The sequence below is a fragment of the Bacillus sp. GB_SG_008 genome (assembly GCF_052038115.1).
Taxonomy (GTDB): domain Bacteria; phylum Bacillota; class Bacilli; order Bacillales; family Bacillaceae_G; genus Bacillus_A; species Bacillus_A rhizoplanae.
This window is the reverse complement of the sequence record NZ_JBPZSK010000003.1, coordinates 37,791-62,021: the sequence shown is the minus strand read 5'-3', so window position 1 is coordinate 62,021 and position 24,231 is coordinate 37,791. Positions and strand designations below refer to the sequence as shown.

Sequence of the window (24,231 nt, the reverse complement as noted above, 5' to 3'; positions counted from 1 at the left end):
TAAACTTATATTTCTGAAAATTCAATAAAATAAACTTAGGATTAATAAAAACTTATAGGGATTGTATGATATAGTTTGTGCAGAGCAAAAGAAATGAACATGAAATATAGAAACGATTAAAATAAAGGATTACGATATTGTGCTTTAAATATAACTTGAAAATTTCTATAAGTGGTTCTGTCATATCGTCATCGAGTAAATAGAAAATTGTATCCACATCATAAAAAAGCTATTCTTTTGTATAAGTACTTACTAAAAGAATAGCTTTTTTCATAATATAGATTATCGTATTAATGAATTTTAAAAGTTGTCTTTTTACAATGAGTAACCACTTGTTTTGTTGTTTTAAATCTTTGCTTTTCTCCGCAAAATAAACCCACACAACATCTATCTTACACGAAAGATACCAAGCGTAAATAGCAGTCCCTATCTTTCGGATTTGTCACCTGTATTACTGTTTGTCTTTGCGCCACCCGCTTTTTTAACACCTTTGCTTGTATAAGGTTTGGCACTCTTTTTTTTGTTGGCACTGGCTTTCCATCGGTTCCAGCCCTTACTGCCTGTTCCTCTACCTGTTCCACCTTTACCTTTAGCTTTACTCATATAATATAATCACTCCGTTATTATTGTATAGCAAATCTGTTTCCACAGTAGTCAATAAATCTTTAAAATAAAATTTGGGTTTATGACTTTTTCCTTTCCGACAGTTGCTCATAAAAATGAACAGCAGGATATAATAGTATATCATAACATGGACAGTAATGCGCAAAATCCTCAGGTTTATCCCGCTAATAGAAATCTTTTAAAGTAGAAAAAAGAGTCCTTCACAGTTAGGACTCTTTTAATTTTTGCTGATAGTAATGTGTTATGTAAAAGGTGTTTAATCTTGAATTTATTAATATTATACAATATTTTTTTAGAAAATAGATTTTTGGTAATATTTCAAAAAAATTATATATGAATTGTTATTTTTTAGTTTTACGTTGCATAAAAAGAAAAAAAGTCCGAGATATGAAAAAATTTGTGATTATATTTATAGTTATGTCACACATTACATGATCAATTTGTCTTAAATATGAACGTAAAAAAAGAGTACATTTTATAGTCATTTTTTCATTCTAAAGGTACCGAATTATTAAATTTTAAAAAATGTATTATGGAGGTATAGAAATGAAAGTTTTTCTTGCTGGTGCAACAGGTGTAATCGGACGTTCTTTAATTCCTTTGTTAGTAAAAGAAGGTCATGAAGTATTTGGGATGATTCGTGATGACTCGTATGCAAGTGCAATGACAAAAATGGGTGCAAAGCCAGTGGTGGCAGATGCATTAAATCGAGATGCTGTATTTACAGCACTGGAAAAAAGTCAGCCGGATGTAGTGATTCATCAACTTACATCGTTAAGTGCAGGAAGCTTGGTTGATAATGCAAAAATAAGAATTGAAGGAACAGAAAATCTTGTAGATGCTTCAAAAGCAGTGGGAGTTGGACGAATAATTGCACAAAGTATTTCATGGGCATATGAACCTGGAGATACTCCAGCTATAGAAGAAGAAATGTTAGACATTGCAGCTCCGTTACCTCGAAAAACGACGATAAAGGGCATTATGGCGTTAGAAGAAAAAGTGTCTCAAATTCCGGAATTTGTTATACTCCGCTACGGAACGCTTTATGGTCCGGGAACTTGGTATGCAATAGATGGAAAGATTGCTGATCAGGTACGACGGCAAGAAATTGCAGCAACTGATGGTGTAGCTTCCTTTCTACATGTAGACGATGCAGCAAGAGCTGCATTATTAGCTCTAGATTGGCCATCTGGTCCTGTTAACATTGTCGATGATAATCCTGCACCAGGAAATGTTTGGATTCCTGTTTATGCTTCTGCAATTGGTGCGCCTCAGCCTCTTCGTCAAGCTGGTAGTAATCGTGGGGAGCGCGGCGCTTCCAATAAAAAAGCTCGAAAGGAATATGGATGGGAACCTATTCATCCTTCTTGGTCTAATGGGTTTCAACATAATTTGTAGAATTTTTTTAATATAATTTTTGTCATAAGAAAGCTATTTTTGTAAGATTGTTTTTAGCGAAATTTGCATAGGTATGCCCTAGAAAATTTTTTCTGGGGTATTTCTTTTTTATATTATGATAGATTTACGGATTAAAGGGTTTTGAGGAGGAACTACCGTGGAACAAAATAACTTGAATGTAAGTGAATTATACATATTGTACAAATCTTATTTTATTTCTATAGCATACAAAATGCTGGGATCTCTAAGCGATGCCGAAGATATTGTCCATGATACATTTATAAAACTGCAGATGAAAGAAATTCATTCAACTGATATTAAAAGCATAAAGTCGTATGTAAGCAAAATGGTTGTAAATCGTTGTGTAAATGAATTACAGTCGAGCAGAAAAAAAAGAGAAACTTATGCTGGTACTTGGTTGCCAGAACCTATTGTACAGGGCATGCAATGGGACCCTTCAGAGAAAATCATTCAAGATGACCAACTATATTATACATTTGTTGTTCTTATGGAAAAACTCTCTGCTACAGAGAGAGCCGTTTATGTCTTAAAAGAAGCATTAGATTTAAAACATAATGAAATTGCTGACTTACTAAATATTACGGAAATAAATTGCCGTAAAGTGTTTAGCCGTGCGAAGAAGAAAATGAATGTATCTTTCGATGAGGAGTATACATCATATGAAATTCAACAAGAACAGATCACTAAGTTTATTTTGGCTTTATCAAGAGGTAACATTCAAGAAATCTCAAAAATTCTTACTAGCGATGTAATACTTATTGCAGATGGGGGAGGGAATGTCGCTACAGCTATTAATCAAATTATTAGTAAAAAACGTGTTCTGAGCTTGTTATCTGCAATTGCTACAAAATTTTTCAAAGGAAAAGAAGCACAAGCTATCATGGTAAATAATCAGCCAGGCGTTCTCATATTAAAAGATGAAGAGGTGGTTGGTGTTTTCAGTTTCGCTTGGAAGCAAAATACGAATCAAATTGAGCAAATATTTTATGTTGTGAATCCTGATAAACTTAAGCACATTACTACACATTAAAAGTATAGAGTTGCTCTAAAAGTTGTGAGATGACTGTTAGAGCAACTCTTATTTTGAATAAAAAATGTATTGAATGCAAACTAATCATTTTGATTAACTTGTATCTTTTCGTAGAAATAATGTTGCTTTTTTCGTAAAGAAAGTGACATTAGGATGGATAAGAATAAGATAGAGAAAATAATAAGTACGACATATTTAAATATTATCTTTGTCCCGATATACGGACCTACACTAGACCCTAAAAATAAAGTAAATGTATAAAGCGCCATCGCAACTCCTTTTCTTTCTTCACTTATTTGTCCAATATGAAAAATGATAGAAGGTAAGACAATTGAAATTCCTGCTGCAAATATGATCGTAGTTATAGAGAGAAAATACATGTTATCCTCTTTCAAGAACAAGAGTATTCCCATGCAAGTAATGATGAGTCCTAGTGTGATCATTTTTGTGGCTCCAATCCGTGTAATAAAGCTATTTATGAAAAGAGAAATAGACATTCCAATTATTCCGAGGCATTGAAATAGTAAAATCTCATGATTCATAAGGTGATACGTTTTTATTAACACATGATGTAAAGAACTATAAATTGCAACGAACGAAAGAAATTGAGTAAAGGTAATTGCTAAACAAATTGCCAAGTAACGATTTTGGAATAATTTAAACATATCAAGCCAGTATGCGATAGATAATGGACGATTACTTTTGATAGACGAAGGCAGAATGAAATATAAAATTGTTGCACATAAAATATGGATGACAGCAAAAAGATAAAAAAGAACAGGAAAAGTATATTGAGATATAAACAAATTACTGAGTATTTGCCCTAATATGCTAGACATTGTGAAAGCTGTACTTAAGATCCCTATGACATAGCCTTGACGTTTTGGAATAAATAATTCAAATACATATGCAAGAGCCAAGGGAGTAAATGTAGCTGCTAACAGTCCTTGCAGAGCTCTAAGAAATAAAAATAGGTTATATATTTTGTAAAAACTAATCGTCAGTGTACAGAAAGACAAAGCGAATAGACCGAGAACTAGTATGTTCTTCTTACCAAACCGATTGGAAAGAGGAGCAAAAATTAAGAAACCGATAGCGTAGAAAATAGAAAATATACTGCTTGAGAGATATGCAATATTTTTAGAAATCTGAAAGTATAATAAAAGCTGCCTTTCAATTGGGATCATGATGAACCCTTGAGAAACGACACTGATCCCGCCTGTGCAAAATACAAGTACATATAACCATTCAGGAACTTTATTAGTTAAGCTACGCATGAAGATCCTCCTTATATTTTATCTGTACTAATAAGACAGTATAATTTATTGAAGTGTGACACATTGTATTTATGGAACTGCGTTCAAAAATTTTCTCATCACACACTATTTGAAAAACCTTAAAATAAAGAATTGAAAAATATTTTAAAACTTTTCGTTGACTTTCTTATTTTTTTGTATAGAATAAACATTAATAAAATGTTTCAGAGATGTGACAGTAAAACGACTGTGAAAGGAAGAGTAGTAATAGGACGTAGTCCAAGCGAGTCAGGGGTGGTGTGAGCCTGATACGAAGCCTGTTATGAAGAACCTCCTGGAGTCGCTAACCGAAATCCTTTTTAGGAAAGTAGACTTAGCCGGGAACTTCGCCGTTACAAGAAGAACAGTATCGAGATATCTCTACTCTCCGTACTGAATAAGTGAGCAACCTCTGTTGCTAATTTGGGTGGTACCGCGGAACCAAAGCCTTTCGTCCCAGTTTTTTGGGAAAGAAGGGCTTTTTTTATTGGTTTCTTTCCTCACTACATCAAAACATTTTAGGAGGAAAACAACATGTACCAAACATTAATGACAGTAAGAGAAACACAAATCGCAATTAAGGAAGTTAAAACATTTTTTGAAGAGCAATTATCAAAACGTCTTGGATTATTCCGTGTATCTGCACCATTATTTGTAACGAAAAAGTCAGGATTAAACGATCACTTAAACGGTGTAGAGCGTCCAATTGAATTTGATATGCTGCATTCAGGAGAAGAGTTAGAAATTGTACATTCACTAGCAAAATGGAAAAGATTTGCCCTGCATGAATATGGATATGAAGCTGGTGAAGGTTTATATACAAACATGAACGCAATTCGCCGTGATGAAGAACTTGATGCAACGCATTCCATTTACGTTGATCAATGGGATTGGGAAAAAATTATTCAAAAAGAATGGCGTACAGTAGATTACTTACAAGAAACAGTACGAACAATTTATGGAATATTCAAAGATTTAGAAGATTATTTATTTGAAAAATACCCGTTCCTTGGTAAATATTTACCGGAAGATATCGTATTTATCACATCTCAAGAGCTTGAAGATAAATATCCAGAATTAACACCGAAAGATCGTGAGCATGCGATTGCGAAAGAATACGGTGCAGTCTTTATCATCGGAATTGGGGGGGCGCTGCGCTCTGGTGAAAAACATGATGGACGTGCATCTGACTATGATGATTGGAAATTAAACGGAGATATCTTATTCTGGCATCCAGTGCTGCAGTCTTCATTTGAATTATCATCGATGGGAATTCGTGTTGACAGCAAATCTCTTGATGAACAATTAACAATAAGAGGGGAAGATTTCAAACGTGATTATGATTTCCATAAAGGCATTTTAGAGGGCGTGCTTCCACTTACAATGGGCGGTGGCATTGGACAATCAAGAATGTGCATGTACTTCTTACGCAAAGCACATATTGGCGAAGTTCAAACTTCTGTATGGCCAGATGACATGCGTGAAGAGTGCAAAAAGCAAAACATTCACTTGTTCTAAAAAGAAAACAAGGGATGCAATTGATAAATATACTATGATTAGAAGAGGATACTATGTCCAGTATGAGGGCATATATCCTCTTTTTTCATACATCTCATACTACATACCTAGAGATTGAAACTGTAGTCTAACATGTATATAACGATAACGGAACAAGTGGTCATTTGTTAAGAAGGGGACGTAGGTCACAGCGGGAGGCGTAACAAGGTGCAGGAAGTGAAAATTTATTGACATAAAACCTGTTATTGGTAGTTAGTCTGCCTAACTTTAAAGGAGAATAAGCTCCTTTATTTTTTTAAAACATAGCATGTAAAAGACTATGAAATATTTATAAAAAAGTAGGTGGAAACATGACATTAGATTCTCAACGTATTATAGCCTTCCCAGGAATGGGTATGGGTGGCTTCCCAGGAATGGGCATGGGTGGTTTCCCAGGAATGGGTATGGGTGGTTTCCCAGGAATGGGTATGGGTGGCTTCCCAGGAATGGGCATGGGTGGTTTCCCAGGAATGGGCATGGGTGGTTTCCCAGGAATGGGCATGGGTGGCTTCCCAGGAATGGGCATGGGTGGTTTCCCAGGAATGGGCATGGGTGGCTTCCCAGGAATGGGTATGGGTGGCTTCCCAGGAATGGGCATGGGTGGTTTCCCAGGAATGGGCATGGGTGGCTTCTAAGTAATGGTTATACCAATTATGCTATAACCTGGATGTCTAATAATTTATATCAAGATATAAATGACAATGGGTAAAGTTAACCTACGCATCAATCCATTAGTGGAAACTTATCTATTGCCATCTAATAACTTACACAAGCTTTCTTACCTTATCTAAAAATCAAGGCTGATCCTTTTTTATCCCGCATTAACGGGCAGTAAGACCCCCACATCAAGATTCAGAGAGAAGCGAGGAAGATAGGTAGGGGATAACTGCCCGTAAAAGCCCGATTGGTTCAACTAGCCATCAGTGGGAGATGAAAAAACTCTCCACTAATGGAAGTTTCACTTTATTACTTCACAATTGATGAAAAAAACGTTTTTTTAAGTAATAAAGTAAACATCGCAACAAATACAGCTAAAAACCTTTAATACATCCAGTCTTTCTTTACTAAAGGAGGCTTGAGTTTGAGAAAAAGAAAAAAGGAGAACACATGACTAATATGTGTTCTCCTTTATTTTAGGGATATTTTTGATGTAGGTCTTGATAACCTCTCCATCCCTTGCTTCATTTAATTTACTGATACGAGAGGCTCAATTTTTGCCATAAATGATTCATGAAGTGCTTCCACACTTTTTACTAAGTTAAGGCGACCAATAACAACAGATACTTTAATTTCAGATGTACTTACCATTTTAATATGAATATTTTCTTCTTGTAACGTTGAGAACATTTTAGCAGCTACACCTGGATTAGATACCATGCCCGATCCAACAATTGATACTTTCGCTAAATGGTTTTCATATTCTACAGATTCATAGTGCATAGTTTCGTGATTTTCTTCTAATACCGCTAGTGTTTCCTTTAAGTCATTTGAATGAATAGAGAAGGATAAATGTACAGTTCCTTCATTTGTAATACTTTGAATAATAATATCTACATTAATATGAGCGCTTGCTAATGTAGAGAAGATTGTGGAAAGACCATCTGGTTGTAAACCTTTAATTGTTACGCGTGTAATATTGTCTTCAAATGCAATGCCTTTTACGATTGATTGTTGTTCCATGTTACATTCTCCCCTTACGATTGTTCCGTTTTCTCGTTCCATACTTGAGCGAACTTCTAATATAACGTTATGATTTTTCGCGAATTCTACTGCTCTTGGATGAAGCACACCAGCACCTAGGTTTGCGAGTTCTAGCATTTCATCATAGGAAATTTCATCTAATTTGTAAGCGTCTTTTACAACGCGTGGATCAGTTGTGTAAACACCTGTTACATCCGTATAAATATCACATTTTTTTGCTTGTAATGCTGCAGCTAATGCGACTGCAGTTGTATCAGACCCGCCGCGGCCGAGCGTCGTAATTTCTTGTTCTGCACTTAATCCTTGGAAACCAGCTACAACGACAATTGATCCTTTTTGTAAATGAGATTGAATACGATCTGTATCAATGTCGGTAATTCTTGCGCTGCCGTGTACAGATTCGGTTGTAATACCTGCTTGCCAGCCTGTTAGTGAAATTGCAGCATAACCTTTCGCTTGCAGAGCCATTGTTAATAAAGAAATTGAAATTTGTTCACCTGTTGTAAGTAGCATGTCCATTTCTCGTTTACTAGGTTGATCTGTGATGCCAGCAGCTAAAGATACTAATTCATCTGTATTATGTCCCATCGCGGAAACGACCGCTACAATTCCATGTCCTCTTTCATATTCTTCAATGACTAAATCCGCAACATGTTGAATACGTTCGATACTTCCAACGGATGTACCTCCAAATTTTTGAACAATAATTTCCATCATGAGAGCCCACTTTCAATTTAATATTGGTTAATAAATTAGGAAGAATGTTGTTAAACATAAGATGGGAAATATAGATCCCTTTCATTCCTGTAAGTTACCGAAAGCAAATAAAAAAACACCATCTCAAATAGGTGAGGATGGTGCTGTTACAGGAAAAAGGAAACAGAAAACGGAGCTAATAAAAAAACCGCCAAAAAAGAAGACGATCATAAAGAAACATGATCTCTCTTTTTTGTAGATAGCTCTTCATATATACACCGCTGTATATATGACAGTTCTGTTTCTATTCGAAAACAGCCCCAATTCATATGCTCAGAGAAACATATAAATTTCGGCAACTTTTCCTTTCTTCTAAGCTCATGGACAATCTCTGTGTCTCCTTTAGAATACTCATAAAAGTTGCAACCTCTATCTCACGTCGTTCGGCGAGAGTGATTGGTTGTATGAAGTTGTTGGTAACATTTGTTCCATAGTAATCAAAATGGTGAGAGAAATCAAGTGGGTTATAAAAATTCAGAAAATTAAATCTATTATAATATGAAATGAAAATGATATAAAATATGTTTAAAAGAAGAAGTTATAACAATATTTTGAAAATATATTAATTATATTATACGGATGGAGCAGTGTGGATGAAAAAACAAAAACCTATTTATGTGCAAACTGAAATAGAAACAACAATGAATGAACTTTGGAAATATACACAAGATCCAAAGATACATACAGAATGGGATGCGCGGTTTACAGAAATATCGTATTTAGAGAGAAAGGAAGGCGAACCGCAGCGTTTTTTATATAAAACAAAAATTGGTTTTGGACTTGAAATTGCTGGAGAAGGAGAATCAATAGGAGAACTACAAAAAGAAGATGGGGGACGAATCTCTTCACTGAACTTTTGGACAGACAGTAAGCTTTCGTTGATTACGGTAGGAAGAGGCTATTGGAAGTATACACCGAATGGGAACAAGATTCGCTTTGAAACGCAGTATGATTATGAAACAAGGTTTGGAAATATAGGGGGATTTATAGATTCATACATATTTCGTCCGTTATTAGGATGGGCAACTGCATGGAGTTTTGATGCTTTAAAACTGTGGTTAGAAAAAGGATTTCATCCACGTTTATTATTGAAAAGAGCTGTTACGTACTATTTTGTTTGCTTTTTACTTTCTTTTGTGTGGATTTATCAAGGACTTATTCCGAAAGTTTTATATACTCACCCGGAAGAGGTACGAATGCTTTCTAGTCTTATTGGTGCAACTGATAATGTTGCATGGATTATTAAAATGATTGGCTTTTTGGAAATCGTGTTTGGAATCGCATGGTTGATACCTTTCCAAAAGAAGAAATTGTTTTTCATTCATATTATTATACTATTGGCATTGACAGCTGCAGCAGGATTCACAAATATTGATAGTTTTATACAACCTTTTAATCCAATTACTTTAAACATCATGCTAATTGGATTCTCAATAATCGGTTATGTAAATAGTAATAATTTACCGCAAGCAAAACATTGTAAAAGAAGCAGAAAGGGGTGAGAATTTGTCTTCCATTTACGAAACATTATTAGGAGAATCCTATCATCAGTTACATCCAAAATTACAGAAACGTTATGCAATTACAGAAAAATATAGTTTTGTAGGAGAAGGAAGGATGGATGAAATTACAGAAGGCTCAGTTGCTGTAAGAATGTTTTTAAAAGTAGCAGCAAGATTCCGGATGTTCTTTTCAGAAAGAGGGGAAGAAGTACCGTTTATCATTCAGAATACTGCAGAGAAAGATAGTAGAGGAGAGGTATTTGTAAGATGGAATCGGATGTTTCTATTTGGTGAAAAAAAGCGTTATTTTAATGCTGTTATGTATTTGAATGATAAACAAGATGAAATTGTCGATTATTTCGGTGAACCACATTTGCTCGTATCGACGCTTGCGTTTCATGTTGATGCAAAAGGAGCGATTTATATTTCATCAAAAAAACAATGGTTCTACTTATGTGGAATGAAAATTCCATTGCCAAGGTTTTTATATGGAGAGGCAAAGATTATAGAAAGTTATGATGATGAATTAGATTGTTATCGGATTTATGTACAAGTGCAAAATCCGATATTAGGGCCGCTTTTCTCTTATAAGGGGACGTTTAGAGAAAGGGATGTAAATATATGCGAAATATAATAATCGGTCTCCTCTGTTATGTCATTTTTCTCATTTTAGAGTGGCCAAAGTTACATCCTGTTGAATCGATTATATTATTGTCAATTCTTCTATTTATCCCGATGGCGTTTTCTATTGTAGATAAGAGAAAAAGAGATGGAGATGAATTATTCTGTTACAAACTTGCAGTATTTATTTATCCAATTGCAGCGATAAGTGCGATGCTTGCTTTTGTAACAAACCATTTTCTATTTGCGATAATTTGGTTCATATATACGGGTATTGTAGCATTATTTGGTGTATGTAGATTATTAGAAAGAGGATGGAAACCGCTAGAAGAAACAGCGATTGATAGTGGATTTATGTATTTATTTTTAGGCGGCTTTTGGTTCTTTGTTTCTGTAGCAAACATACCAATTATGCAGTTTAGTTCAGATATCGTCTTACTCACAGCAGCTCATTTTCATTACTCTGCTTTTCTACTTCCTTTATCTGCGGGTTTGCTAGGGAGAAAGCAACAAAAGAAAAGTAAATTATATACGATTGTTATGTTTATTATCATCATCTCTCCGATGACAGTTGCCATTGGCATTACCTATTCGAGAATATTCGAGTTTTTTGCGGTGCTACTCTATCTTATTTCGCTCTATGTTTACGGCATTTTTGTATGGAAAACAAAATTTACATCTATAAGTGCGAAAGTTCTTCTTATCATTTCGTCTAGTACACTTATGGTGACTATTCTTTTCTCTCTTTTATACTCATACGGGAATTTCAGAGGAATGATGACTATTTCGATTGTACAAATGGTTTGGATTCATGGGGTTGTAAACGGAATTGGCGTGGCATTACCTGCTTGTATGGGGTGGATGATCGAAAAGAATGATCCGAAATACATTCATTATGGAAAAACAATGAGTCGTATTAAAGGAAAGATGAAAATTGGAGAGAATGTTTTATTGGAAAATAAGCTAATAGAGAAGAACGAATATACAGGTCTTATAAATAAAATGATAGATTTTCATAGTAAACAGTTTAATCCAAAAAGTGTATCACCGCTCATTATTGATTTTTATGAGAACACGAAAAACTATGAATTAAAAGCAACTATTTATTGGTCACGTTGGTTTCAAACATTTGCCTTTCTTTATGAAAAAATAAGTCGACGTGTGCAGCAAATTCATTTAGGAATGGGAAATCGGTTAGAGGTTATGCATGGAGAGATTGTCTCTATAAAAGATGAAAAAGACGGTAGAAATGATGTCAGAGCATGGATTCGGAAAAACGAACAGAAAGAAACAATCTTTGTCGCGCTCTACTCTCAGCATGAACATACTGGAGAAACATACATGAATATTGCGCTGCCATTACCATATGCGAATATGACTGGAATGTTAAAACTGCGTAATGATAAGAAAAATCTTATCATTACGAGTCGGTTACGGAACAGTACAAAAGGGGATGAGGGGATTTATTTACATAGCCGCTTTTTTACGATTCGCTTACCGTTAGCTGAAACGTTTGTGATAAGAGAGAAGGATAAAATCACGTTAACAGCACATCATCAAATGTGGATGTTTGGTGTGAAGTTTCTTGAGATTGATTATGAAATAGAAAAAACGATTGCTCGAAAATAGCAATCGTTTTTTTATTGCTAGATAATACGATATAAAATACAAAAATTAATAAAATTTGAATCTTTAGAAAATGATCACATTTAAATGTTATAATGGAATGCGGTATTGTTTTATTTTAGGCAAGGAGGGGACATATGCAAGGAGAGATAGAGATACAAGAACAAAAAAATTCAAATTATATAAGTAATTTATTATTACCTATTACAAAATCACGTCATTTTACTTTTTTATGGATCGGGCAGCTCTTTTCAGTTCTTGGAAGTTCTATTACAATGGTTATTCTTCCGGTGGTTGTATATACATTAACAGGCTCGACAGTCGTTATGGGGATGACAATGACGATGTATATGTTTCCAAACGTACTTATTTTACCATTTTCAGGATTAATTGTAGATCGTATTAATCGTGTTAAATTGATGTTATTTACTGATATTGTTCGAGGGATATTAATGATAATGCTAGCAATTCTCATGTTTACTGATACTTTAACGATCCATATTTTATATGTATTAGTAGCAATGTATGGTCTTATGGAAGGATTATTTCAACCAGCCTATTCAGCAGTTCGAGCAAGAGTGTTTGTGCCGGAAATTCGGAATGCAGCAAACGCCTTAACGCAGATGAGCAGCCAAGGTGTACGTTTAATTGGTCCGGCACTTGGGGGTCTCATTGTCTCCATCGCATCAGCAGGTATCGGTTTTGGATTAGATGCATTGACTTATTTGCTTTCTTTTATATGTTTACTATTTTTGAGGGATTTGACAGCAAAAAAAGTGCAAGACAGGGCAGATAATAAAGTGAACCTAAAAAAAGATTTCATTGAAGGAATTGTAGTATTAAAAAGCCATCCATGGTTATGGATTACAATTTTAGCATTTTCGTTTATTAATATTTGTCACGCGGGTATTGTAGTCATCTTAATTCCTTGGTTATTTAATATTCATCATCACTTTGAACCTTTTGTTTACGGCCTCGGAATGGCATTTTCTGGCGGGGGTGCTGTTGTTGCTGCTCTTGTTTTTGGAGGGAAACAGAAGTGGCATAAACGTGGTTTATTGGCGTATGGTGGTGTTTTAATTAGTGGATTGGCGCTCTTAATAATGCCTTTTGTCTCATGGACACCAGCATTAATTGGATTAATGGCTATTGAAGGGTTTGGCATTATGATTTTCGGTTTAATTTGGGAAACGAGTTTGCAAGAACTTGTGCCGGAAGAAGCGTTTGGTAGAGTTGTTAGTCTCGATATGCTTGGGTCCTTTGCGCTATTACCGTTAGGGTATTTGATAGTTGGATGGTTGGCCAATATAATTGGTGGTATTTTGACTATCATCATTTTAGCGATTGCGGCTATTGTAGTGGTCCTGTCTGCTTTATCTGTTCCGAGTATTCGTCAGTTTGATTGATGTTTGTTTATATGCCCTTTCTAATTAAAATGATTAACAAAGAAGAAGTGCATCATCATGTAGTACCTTTAATGGGAAGTATGTAAAGTAGAAGGAATTCACCTGAGGAGAATGATAATTTAATATTTTTGTTGAGTAATGAATATAGTCTTAGCTGTTTTTATTCCTATTAAATAAGAGGAGGTTCTTATGCAAAAATATATACTTCTAGCAAAGTTTAATCGTGAAGGAAATGTAAATATAAAAAATATTAGTGAACGTTTTTCTAATTTACATAAGAACTATGAACGATTCGGTGGACGTATTTTAACTGCTTATGCCATTGTAGGTGAATACGATATGGTTATCACTTTTGAAGCACCTGACATATTAGCAGTAAAGAAAATTGATTTAGCGGGCAAATTACCAGGGATGGTGGAAACGAAGATTTTTCCACTATTGGATATGGGCGAATTTCAGCAACTAGTAACAGAAATCTAACTTGTTAGATATGATGTTTTTTCAAGAACGACTAAGTTGGTTTACATTTTCTATATTGGCTTCTTGTATTGTTAGGATTACGAGTTCTTTATGCTGAGTGAAGCCAATATTCCTTATGAAGAAATTTTAAAAGATTAACTAAGTAAGTAACATGTATGGATTTATTATAGAGGCGCCTCTCTGCATAGTGAGAGGTGTCTTATTTTTTGCTTTGAACAGTATGTAAATTTATCCAGAATTAACTAGGAGTAAGCGCCTTATCTCAAGATTGAGAGAAAACAAAGCAGATAGGTAGAAGGTGAGTACCTGTAACCCGCTCTATTCAAAGTTTCACGAAAAATTACAAATAAGTTTGAAAAATTCTCACAAAACCTTCACATATGTTCGATATATTAAAAATCGGAATTATAATCTTACATGTTTATACGAAAAGGGAAGAGCAAGTATCATTTAGGGGGAAAACAGAACATGTTTGCAAAACGACAAACGATAAATCATTCTGCAGAAAAGTATGCAGCTCAGTCGGAAGTTTCAAAAGCGCAATCTTTATATCGAGCTGTATGGCGCTGGCATTTTTATGCTGGTATTATCTTTGCGCCTTTTGTAATCTTATTGACAATAACGGGTATTATCTATTTATTTAAACCGCAAATTGAAAACATTATATACAAAGATTATTACTATGTACAGGCTGCAAAAGAAAAATTGACTGCTGAAGAACAAATAGAAGCAGTCAAAAAAGCGTATCCCGATGCTTCCGTTATAAAGTACAAGCCATCCTTTGTATCAGATCGTTCAGCAGAAGTAGGAATTACAAATAAGGAAGGTGCAATGACGGTATTTGTAAATCCACACAATGGAAGAATTTTAGGGGATTTAAAGAACGAAGAGAAATTCATGAGCGAAGTGGAGCGGATGCATGGCGAGCTTATGATTGGAACGACAGGAGATCGTATTGTAGAAATGGCTGCCTGTTGGGCAATGATTTTGTTGATTACCGGTTTATATTTATGGTGGCCGCGCAATAAAAAATCAATCTTTGGTACATTGATTCCAAGATTCACTAAAGGAAAACGGACGATGTTACGTGACTTACACTCCGTTCCGGCTTTCTGGTTCTCACTGTTCATTTCTATATTCATAATGACGGGACTTCCTTGGTCCGGGTTATGGGGAGATTATATTAATAAAATCGCAACGACTACAGAAACGGGATACCCAACAGGACTATGGGACGGTAATTTGCCGCAGTCGACTGTTCCGTCTAAAGCGGTGGCGGATGTACCTTGGGCAGCAGAAAAATTACCAGTTCCGGAGTCTAAGGGAAATAAAGCAGCCTCTCTTACAGTGGCAGACATTATGAAAATAGCAGAAAAAAATCATTTAGAGGATGGATATTCAATCACATTCCCTAAGGGAGAAAAAGGTGTGTATACAGTTTCCGTTAAGCCTGATAAACCGGAAGGGGAAGCAACTTTGCACATCGATCAGTACAGCGGCAAAATATTGGCAGATTTACGTTTTGCGGATTATGGAATATTGGCTAAAGCGATTTCTATCGGGATTGCGCTGCATGAAGGGCATTATTTTGGCCTAGCAAATCAGTTGTTGGATCTTGTAATCTGTCTTGTATTAATCGGAATTGCTGTAACAGGTTGCATGATGTGGTGGAAACGCAAGCCGTCTGGTACATTAGGTGCGCCTTCTTTGCCGAAGAATTTCAAATTAATGAAAGGTGTAGTAGTTCTTATTATCATACTGGGGATTTTATTCCCGCTAGTGGGCATTTCGTTGCTTGCGGCTTTGGCGCTTGATTGGCTAGTAATAAAGAGAGTGCCAGCTTTGAAAAAATGGTTTGGTTAATATAGGTTAGATTATTGATAAGGTAAGGGGAAGGATATGAAAAAGAAAATCTTTTTATACACAGTAATGAGTGCTTTATTAATACTTGGTGTATACCTATATATAGATCATAATAAAACACAAGAAACAAAAGCTATATCTACGCCGCCTTGTCATATCAACAAGTAGAGTACAGAAAATAGTGAATCATTTTAAGGGAAAATAAGAAAGCCCACTTGCATTTGCAAGTCGGGTTTTTTATTTATCCCGCATTAATGGACAGTAAGACCCCCACCTCAAAATTCAGAGGGAAGCAAAGAAAATAGGTGGGGGATAACTGCCCGTAAAAGCCCGATTGGTTCAACTAACCATCAGTGTAGGAGGAAAAAAATCCACTGATGGAAGTTTCACTTTATAAAAGTTTTTTTGAAAAAACTTTTTTGACCCCCTTAAAAATAATGTTCCTTACGAAATAATTATAGGTGGAAGCTTATTTTATGTGTGAAGTCTATGAAAAACAAAATTGAGCGACAACTACGGCGTATGTAGTATATAAATTTTACGCATATACGGGTCTGTATAAATAGAAATTCATTTCTACTAAAAATACTGGAAACCGTATTAGAAAGGGAGATTCAACTTGAAGGAATTTACTGTTTGCTATACTTTGGATAATGATATTAAAAGAGAAAAAATAATAAAAGGATTAGATGTTAAAAAGGAAGAGGTTATACAAGAAGTTTTAGAAAAGATAGAACACGACAAGTTTTTTGTTGCGAAAAGTGACGAAGGAGCTTATATAATAAATTCTTATTTAGTACGTTATGTACGCGTTATAGATGAGAAAGTGTTAGGCCAAATATAATACTCATAATTTAGTAGATAGTAAGCTAACAAAAGGGCTTACTTAATATGGTCTGCAACTTTCATAAATAAACGAAGCGTAGGAGAGAAGAATAATGTCAGAAACGTATCGTTCTCGTGAGGAACGAAAACAAATAAAGAAAGAACAACAAGGAAGTGGAAAGTCCTCCCCAAAAGGATCATTTTTGAAAAAGATCTTACTTGTTTGCTTGCTGATTGGCATCAGTTTAGTAGGAGCAGGAGTCGTTATTTTCTTTTATATGATTAAGGATGCTCCCGAAATAGAGGCTTCAAAATTGGTGGACCCACTATCGACGAAGTTTTATGATAAAGACGGAAAATTTATCTATGAATATGGAAAGGAAAAACGAACAAAAATCACGTATGATCAAGTTCCAAAAGTGTTGGAACAGGCATTCATTGCTACAGAAGATTCTCATTTTTATGAACACCATGGTATAGACATAAAACGAACGAGTAAAGCAATTTTCGAAAACTTGACTGGGGACTTCGGATCTCAGGGCGGAAGTACCATTACACAGCAAGTTATTAAAAACTCATTTTTGTCTCCTGAAAAAACGTTAAAACGAAAAGTACAGGAATGGTACTTGGCGTATAAGTTGGAGCAAAAATATTCCAAGCATGATATTTTAACAATGTACTTGAACAAAATTAATCTTGGAAACCGCTCTTACGGCGTTGCTGCCGCAGCCAAAAATTACTACGGTATTGAAGCGAATGATTTGAAAAAATTGACCCTTCCGCAGGCTGCTATGTTGGCAGGACTACCGCAAAGTCCGAATAACTACGATCCGTCTAAACCGGAAAACGAAGAAGCAGCGACAAAGCGCCGTAACCTTGTCTTAAAATCTATGCATAGACAAGGATATATCACAGAGCAACAAATGCAGGATGCAATGAAGGTTCCGGTAACGAAAGGTATTGTTCCGAAAACCAATCAAGAAGGTATGCCGTATGAAGCGTTTTTGGATGCTGCAACAAAAGAAGTTGAAGACAAGTTAAAAGACGTCAATATCGGTACGGATGGTCTTCAAATTTATACGACACTCGACCCGAAAGCACAGCAGTATGCCGATAAAATCATGAATACGCAAGATATTGTGAGTTATCCGAACGACCGTTTCCAGGCAGCTTTTACGTTTATGGATTCGAAAACGGGTGAAGTGCGTGCCATTGGAAGTGGCCGCAATGAATATAAAGCAACATTTCGAGGAAATAATTTCGCTATTGATATAAACCGTCAACCAGGTTCGACGTTTAAACCAATCTTTGATTATGGTCCGGCGATTGAAAATTTAAAATGGTCAACGTACCACCAACTTGTGGACGAACAGTATCATTACTCAAATGGAAAACCCATTCGAAACGCTTATACGGATTATAAAGGTCCTATGTCTATGCGGAACGCTTTAGTAGAGTCACGGAATATTCCAGCTTTGAAGACATTACAGAAAGTTGGTTTGAATAAAGCAAAAGAGTTTGCACAATCACTTGGAATTACGTTTTCTGGTAATCAGGTTTATGAGTCGTACGCAATTGGAAGTAACCTTGTGTCTCCTCTTGAAATGGCAGGAGCATATGGTGCATTTGCAAACGATGGTGTGTATACAAAACCGCATTTCGTTACAAAAGTTGTTTTCTCAGACGGTAAAGAAATAAGTTTTAAGCCGAAAGGCAAACGCGTTATGCATGACTATACGGCTTATATGATTACCGATATGCTTCGTGGTGTAGTGAATGCCTCTAACGGAACAGGTACAGCAGCTAATGTACCGGGTCTTGATATTGCAGGAAAAACGGGAACAACAAACTTTGACGACAAGACACTCAGTCAGTTCGGCTATCCATCTAAAGCAACAAATGATAGTTGGTTTGCCGGTTATACACCACAATACACGATGGCTGTTTGGACTGGCTATGCGAAGAATGGCCCAGGGAATTATATGCTTGGAGATACAACAAAAATCTCACACCTTATTTTTAAAGCAATGATTCAAGCATTAGGAACAGACACATCCAGATTTCAGCAGCCGAGCAGCGTATATCAAAAGAATAATGAGCTGTACATTAATGGGATTAGTCCTGACGCTGTTCCACCAGCAGCGGTGCCACCAGTAGCGGCACCATCCGTGGCGCCATCCGCAGTTGTTTCACCGGAAGCTCAAAATCCGGAACAGGGTGATAATGAAGGAAATGATAATGAAAACTCAGGTCATGGTGGAGATAAAGAGAAAAAAGGCAAAGGTAAAGATAAAGATAAAGATAAAAAAGATAAACATAAGCATGACTAAGGCAAATACAGAAAAAGGATAGCTTAGTCATGAAGTGTATAGATTTCTAAACTTGTAATAATAAATACTACATCAAATGGGGATATAACTTTATAGTATATCGTACACATCAATGTCAATAGAACTATCAAAAAAGGAATCAATGTTATGATTCCTTTTTTGATATGCTATATATAATATTCCGTTCCTTCAGTTATTTTTCATTATCGATTAACGAATCGTTTTAATATCTTGAATAATCTCTTCGTACGGTGTATCGGTAAGAGCTGAGTAGCTCTTTACAACAGTTCCGTTTTTATCTACAAGATAGAGTTTTGTTCCGTGAATGACTTGTGTTGTACTTGCTGGTTTATCTACAAATGCTTGAAAGCTATTCTTGGCAAACGTAGTGATTTCTTCTTGTGTATAGTTTGTTAGAAAGTGCCAATTAGACATATCGGTATCATAGCGTTCCATAAACTCTTTCATTTTTTCTGGCTTGTCCACAGTAGGGTCTACACTGAATGAAACAAATTCTACATCTTTGATTCCTTCTTCTTTCAACATGTTTTTAAGTTTTGTCATATTGGCTGTCATAGGTGGGCAAACCGTTTCACAACTTGTGAAAATAAAGTCTGCTATCCATACTTTTCCTTTTAAGTCCGAAAGACCAAAAGGTTTTCCGTTTTGATCGGTATACGAAAACTTCTCTACTTTCCAATTCAATGAGTTTTCTAATTGTTTGTCTCCACATGCACTTAAAAATACGATTATGCTGACAATCATCAGTAATGTGATGTTACGAACTTTTTTCATATGTATCCCCTTTCATTTCTTCATTATGTATAAAGAGGCTATATGATAGCCTCTTAACAGATTACTTGTTTCGTAGTAAACGCATACTATTTAAAATGACAAGGAGTGCAGCACCTGTATCACTAAGTACAGCAATCCAAAGTGTGAGCCAGCCTGGAAAGATAAAGGCAAGAGCGATAAATTTAATAATTAATGAGAACCAGATGTTTTGTTTAATAATGTGCAATGCTTTACGGCTTAACTTCATTGTATAAGGAAGTTTTTCAAGATTGTCTGCCATCAATACAATATCTGCTGTTTCCATTGCAGTATCGGTTCCTGCACCGCCCATAGCAATACCAAGATTTGCTGTGGCAAGGGCAGGGGCATCATTAATACCATCTCCAATCATTGCTACCGTTTTACCTTCGGATTGAAGTTGTTTCACTGAATGAACTTTATCTTCTGGTAGTAAATTAGCGAAATAACGATCTACTTCCGCTTTCTGTGCAATATGCTTAGCTGTTCCTTTATTGTCTCCTGTTAACATAACAGTTTCTTGAATGCCTGCTTGTTTTAACTCCTTAATGGTTTGATAAGTGTTCGAACGAATGGAATCTGCTACGGAAATCATCCCTAGAATAGAGCGGTTTGTTCCAACAAGTATCACCGTTTGACCAATTTGTTGCATTTCTTGAATTGGTTCTTTCCACACTTGAAGTGAGACACCTAAATCATAGAATAGGGTAGCGTTTCCAGCATAGTAGGTTTCCCCTTTGATGTTTACTTGTGCACCTTTTCCTATAATTGTACGGAAGTCCGTTCCTTCTTGAGCGGGAATTTGCTGTTCTTTTGCATATGTTGTGATTGCTCTTGCGATTGGATGGTTGGAGTATTCTTCGATTGTTGTCGCAATAGACAGTAACTCATTTTCAGAACAATCTAGACTTCTCGCGTGCATTACCTTTGGTTTTCCTTCGGTCAATGTTCCTGTTTTATCAAATGCGATGGCATTTAACGAACCTGCTACTTCTAAAGCTGTCCCGCCTTTGATGAGTACACCGTTTCTCGCAGCATTTCCAATAGCAGATACAATTGCGACAGGGGTAGAGATGACCAAAGCACAAGGACACGCGATAACGAGGAGTTCTAATCCTTTATAAATCCACTCCATCCATGCTCCCATCCCAAGGAGAGGAGGGATTACCATTACGACAAGTGCTAATAGAAAGACAATTGGTGTATAGATTTTTGCAAAACGATCAACAAACGCTTCGGTCGGTGCTTTCTTTTCTTGTGCTTCCTCAACAAGGTGTATAATCCGTGAAAGAGTGGTATCCTCGACGAGCTTGGTTACCATGATAGATAGGGAACCTTCTTCGTTAATTGTTCCTGCATAGACAGAATCGCCAGTTTGTTTATCGATTGGAATAGACTCACCTGTAATGGGTGATTGGTTCACGGTAGAAGTACCTTCAATAACTGTGCCATCCAATGGGATTTTTTCACCTGGTTTTACGACAATTGTTGTACCTATTGTAATATCGTCTACAAATTTTTTTGTAAGTTCTGTTCCAACTTTTACCCATGCTTCTGAAGGTGCTAAATTAATAAGTCCACGAATTGATTCACGCGTATGTTCAATAGATTTGTTTTGTAATGTTGCCCCTAATGCAAATAACCAAACAACCGTTGCCCCTTCTAGCCACTGTCCAATTAGCGCAGCACCAAATGCAGCAGATGTCATGAGAACATTCATATCCAGTGATTTACTTTTTAAGGCGTAAAAAGCACTTTTTGCAGGTTTATATCCTCCAATTAGGATACTGGCTGCGTAGAAAATTGTAATAAGCAGGGGTGGTGTATTTGTAAATCCACTAAAAAAGCCAAAAGCTAAAAATAATCCTGAGAGAATCAAAGTTGTATCTTTAGATTTTGAAGATGGTGTTGCTCCTCTACGTTTTCCTGCTAAGGATGCTTCAAATCCTGCATTTGACACTTCTTTTATAATGTCCTCTGCGTTTCGGTCATGACGAATATGCATCTTTCCAGTAGCGAAGTTTACGCGAACTTCTTTCACACCTGCCACGTTTTGTAGATGTTTTTCGATTGTTAAGGCACAAGCGCCGCAATCCATGCCTCCGACCAGGTACGTTTCTACACCATCTCCTGTTACTTTCGGAGTGTCACGAAGTGAATTGTCTTCACATGAACTATTACTACAACAAGAAGAGGTTTTTGATGTTACTTCTTCTTTTGGTGTGGTGGAGGTAGAAGAGCAGCATGAAGATACGTTTTTCGATTTAGACTCACAACAAGAATCAGAAGAGTCATTTTCTGTTTTTGTAGTATCAGTGTTACTACTGCAGCATGAAGTTTTTTTAGGAACAATTGGAATCTCTTTTTTAGAAGAACAACACGATGATGTTTCCTTTACTACTTCTATTTTAGCAGGAATCGATGGAGAGTCACTGCATGAAGAAGTTTGACAGGTCTGTTTCTCTTTCTTATCTATCATGACAATTCTCTCCCTTTTGAGATAAACAAGCATCGTTTTTATCACATGATGCTACCTCGTTCTGTACTTCATGAAATACAACATTAAACATTGTGAGTAACTGTTCGATTTGTGCATTTCGTAAAGAATAGTAGATGTACTTTCCTTCTTGTCTTCCAAGGATAATGCCACATCCTTTTAAACAGTTCAGGTGTTGGGATATATTGGACTGATTTCCTTTGATAATTTCTACAATTTCAGATACCGTTTTTTCACCATCCATCATACACTGAAGAATCTGAAGCCTTGTTTTATCAGCAAAGCCACGAATAAATTTGGCTTTTATATCTAAATCATTTGTATTGCACAATTGTATTCACTCCACTCGTATTAGTCATTACTAATATGTTTATTCTTCATTCATATTAGCATTGGCTAATATATGTGTCAAAATATTTTAAAAAGTCTGATAAAAATATCCCGCATTAACGGGCAGTAAGACCCCCACCTCAAGCGCGGAGCGGTAGGTGGGGGTAGTTCAATAACGAGTCGAGGTATTGCTGATTTTCTTGCTGGTCCATATATAGCTTCACCAGCAGCTAAAATAAATGAACTAACATAAATAATCCAGATATCCTCTTTACTCTGAACGAATATGAAGGACAAGGTAAACAAGATCCTTATAAGGTCTGTTCCAACTAATATTGTTTTTCTTGAAAATCGATCAGCCAAAATGCCCCCGATTGGCCCAAAAAACAAAGAAGGTATCAACCGGATTGCTAAAGTCATTCCCACGGCCAAACCTGAACCTGTTAAATGCAGTAGCATCGCTAACACAGCTACAGAACTAAAGCGATCTCCAATACCATTAACAATTCCAGCTAGAAATAACTTCCGATATTGTTTTTCTTCATTTATAAATGAAATATTCATATCTATCCTCCTTATTTTATACTTATCTAATTTTATTATCATCTAATTAGTTGGGCGAAAAAAATAAGGGCGTCGGGTGACACCCTTTACTTCAACCACCATAGCTCAACGGGGTTTAACTCATATTGATTATTTTCTCGGTACATATATTGGCACATAATAAGCTCACGTCTTAATGTTGCATAATCCTCATGAAACTGCTTTAAATATTCATTGATTTCTTTTTCTTGATAAACTTTCCCAAATTCTAACCCTTTGATCATATGCGAAAGTACGACAAGTTTTTTCTTCCGTTGTGCAGGATAGTTTTTCAGCTTTCCATCTTTTGTGAAGAAATTATTGATAATAGCTGAACGTTCCTTTTCAGTAACCGACATTTCCATGTTTGAATCACCTCCTGTTCCTACAGTAAAAATAGCCTTAGCACTCATCTCTAATATTTTTGTATTAAGAGAAAAATAGATCGTATTTTTATCACGGCGTTCTTTTATAAGTCCAACATCTCGCAGCTTCGTAATATGGTGTGTAATTGTTGGTGGCTTAAGCCCTAACTTCCCAGCAATCTCTTGTCCGCTCAAAGGACCTTGTTGGAGCAAGGCAATAATACGAACCCGTGTAAGGTCACCTAACGCTTTATGAAACTCAACAATTTTGTTTAATTGCACTCAGAACCCTCCTAATTTAATTCTTATCTAATTAGATTGTAATCGAATTACTTTTGTCATTCAAGTAATTAAATGATGAAGGTCTTTATAACGGTAGGTAGGTGTATTTTTCCGCTATGCTAAACGTGAGTGAAAAAATATTGCTGTAACAGGATTTACTGGATCTTGGGCGGTGAGAAGAGGGAAGAAAAGAGATACACAAGGAGTGTATTGTAGAAGAAATTATAAAATTGTTTTTTGGAGGGGGAGTTCTCATTTGTATTTTTACGGTATTCTTTTAAAGGTTTTTGTAAATTGTAATCTCTGGTGATAAAGTGACACTAATTC

Annotated in this window: 20 protein-coding genes, 1 riboswitch and 1 other annotated feature; of the genes, 12 read left to right on the top strand and 8 right to left on the bottom strand. The window is 35.9% G+C overall.

What is annotated here, in order from left to right:
* Positions 1 to 426 precede the first annotated feature (426 nt).
* Entirely contained in the window at positions 427 to 603 is a 177-nt protein-coding gene (locus ACTDJC_RS08025; protein WP_020060606.1) for a DUF3934 family protein, read from the bottom strand.
* A gap of 567 nt (positions 604 to 1,170) precedes the next feature.
* Between ACTDJC_RS08025 and ACTDJC_RS08020 the strand changes: the two genes are divergently transcribed.
* Together ACTDJC_RS08020 and ACTDJC_RS08015 are read left to right on the top strand one after the other, a co-directional pair.
* Positions 1,171 to 2,022: an NAD-dependent epimerase/dehydratase family protein gene (locus ACTDJC_RS08020; protein ID WP_440603100.1), complete on the top strand. Its 852-nt coding sequence runs from the start codon at positions 1,171 to 1,173 to the stop codon at positions 2,020 to 2,022.
* A gap of 157 nt (positions 2,023 to 2,179) precedes the next feature.
* The gene (locus ACTDJC_RS08015) at positions 2,180 to 3,073 is read left to right on the top strand and encodes a sigma-70 family RNA polymerase sigma factor (RefSeq protein WP_440603099.1); all 894 of its coding nucleotides are present in this window, start codon (positions 2,180 to 2,182) and stop codon (positions 3,071 to 3,073) included.
* An 80-nt stretch (positions 3,074 to 3,153) separates the two neighbouring features.
* On the opposite strand, the gene ACTDJC_RS08010 is transcribed toward ACTDJC_RS08015, so the two are convergent.
* Entirely contained in the window at positions 3,154 to 4,350 is a 1,197-nt protein-coding gene (locus ACTDJC_RS08010; RefSeq protein ID WP_440603098.1) for an MFS transporter, read from the bottom strand.
* 219 nt (positions 4,351 to 4,569) lie between these two features.
* Positions 4,570 to 4,830, top strand: a binding site (T-box leader).
* A 72-nt stretch (positions 4,831 to 4,902) separates the two neighbouring features.
* On the opposite strand from ACTDJC_RS08010, the gene asnA reads away from it, so the two are divergent.
* Both asnA and ACTDJC_RS08000 read left to right on the top strand, forming a co-directional pair.
* Positions 4,903 to 5,886: an aspartate--ammonia ligase gene (gene asnA / locus ACTDJC_RS08005; protein ID WP_440603097.1), complete on the top strand. Its 984-nt coding sequence runs from the start codon at positions 4,903 to 4,905 to the stop codon at positions 5,884 to 5,886.
* 350 nt (positions 5,887 to 6,236) lie between these two features.
* Positions 6,237 to 6,560: a hypothetical protein gene (locus ACTDJC_RS08000; RefSeq protein WP_440603096.1), complete on the top strand. Its 324-nt coding sequence runs from the start codon at positions 6,237 to 6,239 to the stop codon at positions 6,558 to 6,560.
* 550 nt (positions 6,561 to 7,110) lie between these two features.
* On the opposite strand, the gene ACTDJC_RS07995 is transcribed toward ACTDJC_RS08000, so the two are convergent.
* Entirely contained in the window at positions 7,111 to 8,340 is a 1,230-nt protein-coding gene (locus ACTDJC_RS07995) for an aspartate kinase (protein ID WP_440603095.1), read from the bottom strand.
* 234 nt (positions 8,341 to 8,574) lie between these two features.
* Positions 8,575 to 8,762, bottom strand: a riboswitch (Lysine riboswitch).
* A 213-nt stretch (positions 8,763 to 8,975) separates the two neighbouring features.
* Here ACTDJC_RS07995 and ACTDJC_RS07990 point away from each other — a divergent pair.
* From ACTDJC_RS07990 to ACTDJC_RS07955, 8 genes are all read left to right on the top strand, one after another.
* Positions 8,976 to 9,884: a DoxX-like family protein gene (locus ACTDJC_RS07990; RefSeq protein ID WP_440603094.1), complete on the top strand. Its 909-nt coding sequence runs from the start codon at positions 8,976 to 8,978 to the stop codon at positions 9,882 to 9,884.
* A gap of 4 nt (positions 9,885 to 9,888) precedes the next feature.
* Positions 9,889 to 10,518, top strand: coding sequence for a DUF4166 domain-containing protein (locus tag ACTDJC_RS07985; protein ID WP_440603093.1), 630 nt, complete (start codon positions 9,889 to 9,891; stop codon positions 10,516 to 10,518).
* Positions 10,506 to 12,134 (top strand): YndJ family protein, encoded by a 1,629-nt coding sequence (locus tag ACTDJC_RS07980; protein WP_440603092.1) that lies wholly within the window; start codon positions 10,506 to 10,508, stop codon positions 12,132 to 12,134. Before ACTDJC_RS07985 ends, ACTDJC_RS07980 begins: the two co-directional genes overlap by 13 nt.
* A 134-nt stretch (positions 12,135 to 12,268) precedes the next feature.
* Positions 12,269 to 13,537, top strand: a complete 1,269-nt coding sequence (locus ACTDJC_RS07975; protein ID WP_440603091.1) for an MFS transporter — start codon at positions 12,269 to 12,271, stop codon at positions 13,535 to 13,537.
* Between the two features lie 189 nt (positions 13,538 to 13,726).
* Positions 13,727 to 14,017 (top strand): GYD domain-containing protein, encoded by a 291-nt coding sequence (locus ACTDJC_RS07970; protein ID WP_098310535.1) that lies wholly within the window; start codon positions 13,727 to 13,729, stop codon positions 14,015 to 14,017.
* A 468-nt stretch (positions 14,018 to 14,485) separates the two neighbouring features.
* A complete protein-coding gene (locus ACTDJC_RS07965) occupies positions 14,486 to 15,880 on the top strand; it encodes a PepSY-associated TM helix domain-containing protein (RefSeq protein ID WP_440603090.1) in 1,395 nt (464 codons plus the stop codon).
* Between the two features lie 619 nt (positions 15,881 to 16,499).
* Positions 16,500 to 16,724 (top strand): hypothetical protein, encoded by a 225-nt coding sequence (locus tag ACTDJC_RS07960; RefSeq protein ID WP_098310539.1) that lies wholly within the window; start codon positions 16,500 to 16,502, stop codon positions 16,722 to 16,724.
* 94 nt (positions 16,725 to 16,818) lie between these two features.
* Positions 16,819 to 19,035 (top strand): transglycosylase domain-containing protein, encoded by a 2,217-nt coding sequence (locus ACTDJC_RS07955; RefSeq protein WP_440603089.1) that lies wholly within the window; start codon positions 16,819 to 16,821, stop codon positions 19,033 to 19,035.
* 210 nt (positions 19,036 to 19,245) lie between these two features.
* Here ACTDJC_RS07955 and ACTDJC_RS07950 read toward each other — a convergent pair whose 3' ends face one another.
* From ACTDJC_RS07950 to ACTDJC_RS07930, 5 genes are all read right to left on the bottom strand, one after another.
* Entirely contained in the window at positions 19,246 to 19,830 is a 585-nt protein-coding gene (locus tag ACTDJC_RS07950) for an SCO family protein (RefSeq protein WP_253629224.1), read from the bottom strand.
* A gap of 61 nt (positions 19,831 to 19,891) precedes the next feature.
* Complete coding sequence (locus ACTDJC_RS07945) at positions 19,892 to 22,327, bottom strand: heavy metal translocating P-type ATPase (RefSeq protein ID WP_440603088.1); 2,436 nt, start codon at positions 22,325 to 22,327, stop codon at positions 19,892 to 19,894.
* Positions 22,317 to 22,676, bottom strand: a complete 360-nt coding sequence (locus tag ACTDJC_RS07940) for an ArsR/SmtB family transcription factor (RefSeq protein ID WP_440603087.1) — start codon at positions 22,674 to 22,676, stop codon at positions 22,317 to 22,319. Before ACTDJC_RS07940 ends, ACTDJC_RS07945 begins: the two co-directional genes overlap by 11 nt.
* Positions 22,677 to 22,753: 77 nt before the next feature.
* On the bottom strand, positions 22,754 to 23,239 hold the full coding sequence (locus ACTDJC_RS07935; RefSeq protein ID WP_440603086.1) for an MFS transporter: 486 nt from the start codon (positions 23,237 to 23,239) through the stop codon (positions 22,754 to 22,756).
* Between the two features lie 86 nt (positions 23,240 to 23,325).
* A complete protein-coding gene (locus tag ACTDJC_RS07930) occupies positions 23,326 to 23,904 on the bottom strand; it encodes a metalloregulator ArsR/SmtB family transcription factor (protein ID WP_230576131.1) in 579 nt (192 codons plus the stop codon).
* Positions 23,905 to 24,231 lie beyond the last annotated feature (327 nt).

Coding starts and splice junctions, on each gene's coding strand:
- ACTDJC_RS07935 (WP_440603086.1), bottom strand. CDS start 23,239: ATGAATATTTCATTTATAAATGAAGAAAAACAATATCGGAAGTTATTT.
- ACTDJC_RS07945 (WP_440603088.1), bottom strand. CDS start 22,327: ATGATAGATAAGAAAGAGAAACAGACCTGTCAAACTTCTTCATGCAGT.
- ACTDJC_RS07970 (WP_098310535.1), top strand. CDS start 13,727: ATGCAAAAATATATACTTCTAGCAAAGTTTAATCGTGAAGGAAATGTA.
- ACTDJC_RS07950 (WP_253629224.1), bottom strand. CDS start 19,830: ATGAAAAAAGTTCGTAACATCACATTACTGATGATTGTCAGCATAATC.
- ACTDJC_RS07965 (WP_440603090.1), top strand. CDS start 14,486: ATGTTTGCAAAACGACAAACGATAAATCATTCTGCAGAAAAGTATGCA.
- asnA (WP_440603097.1), top strand. CDS start 4,903: ATGTACCAAACATTAATGACAGTAAGAGAAACACAAATCGCAATTAAG.
- ACTDJC_RS08010 (WP_440603098.1), bottom strand. CDS start 4,350: ATGCGTAGCTTAACTAATAAAGTTCCTGAATGGTTATATGTACTTGTA.
- ACTDJC_RS08025 (WP_020060606.1), bottom strand. CDS start 603: ATGAGTAAAGCTAAAGGTAAAGGTGGAACAGGTAGAGGAACAGGCAGT.
- ACTDJC_RS08000 (WP_440603096.1), top strand. CDS start 6,237: ATGACATTAGATTCTCAACGTATTATAGCCTTCCCAGGAATGGGTATG.
- ACTDJC_RS07990 (WP_440603094.1), top strand. CDS start 8,976: ATGAAAAAACAAAAACCTATTTATGTGCAAACTGAAATAGAAACAACA.
- ACTDJC_RS07995 (WP_440603095.1), bottom strand. CDS start 8,340: ATGGAAATTATTGTTCAAAAATTTGGAGGTACATCCGTTGGAAGTATC.
- ACTDJC_RS07975 (WP_440603091.1), top strand. CDS start 12,269: ATGCAAGGAGAGATAGAGATACAAGAACAAAAAAATTCAAATTATATA.
- ACTDJC_RS08020 (WP_440603100.1), top strand. CDS start 1,171: ATGAAAGTTTTTCTTGCTGGTGCAACAGGTGTAATCGGACGTTCTTTA.
- ACTDJC_RS07980 (WP_440603092.1), top strand. CDS start 10,506: ATGCGAAATATAATAATCGGTCTCCTCTGTTATGTCATTTTTCTCATT.
- ACTDJC_RS07955 (WP_440603089.1), top strand. CDS start 16,819: ATGTCAGAAACGTATCGTTCTCGTGAGGAACGAAAACAAATAAAGAAA.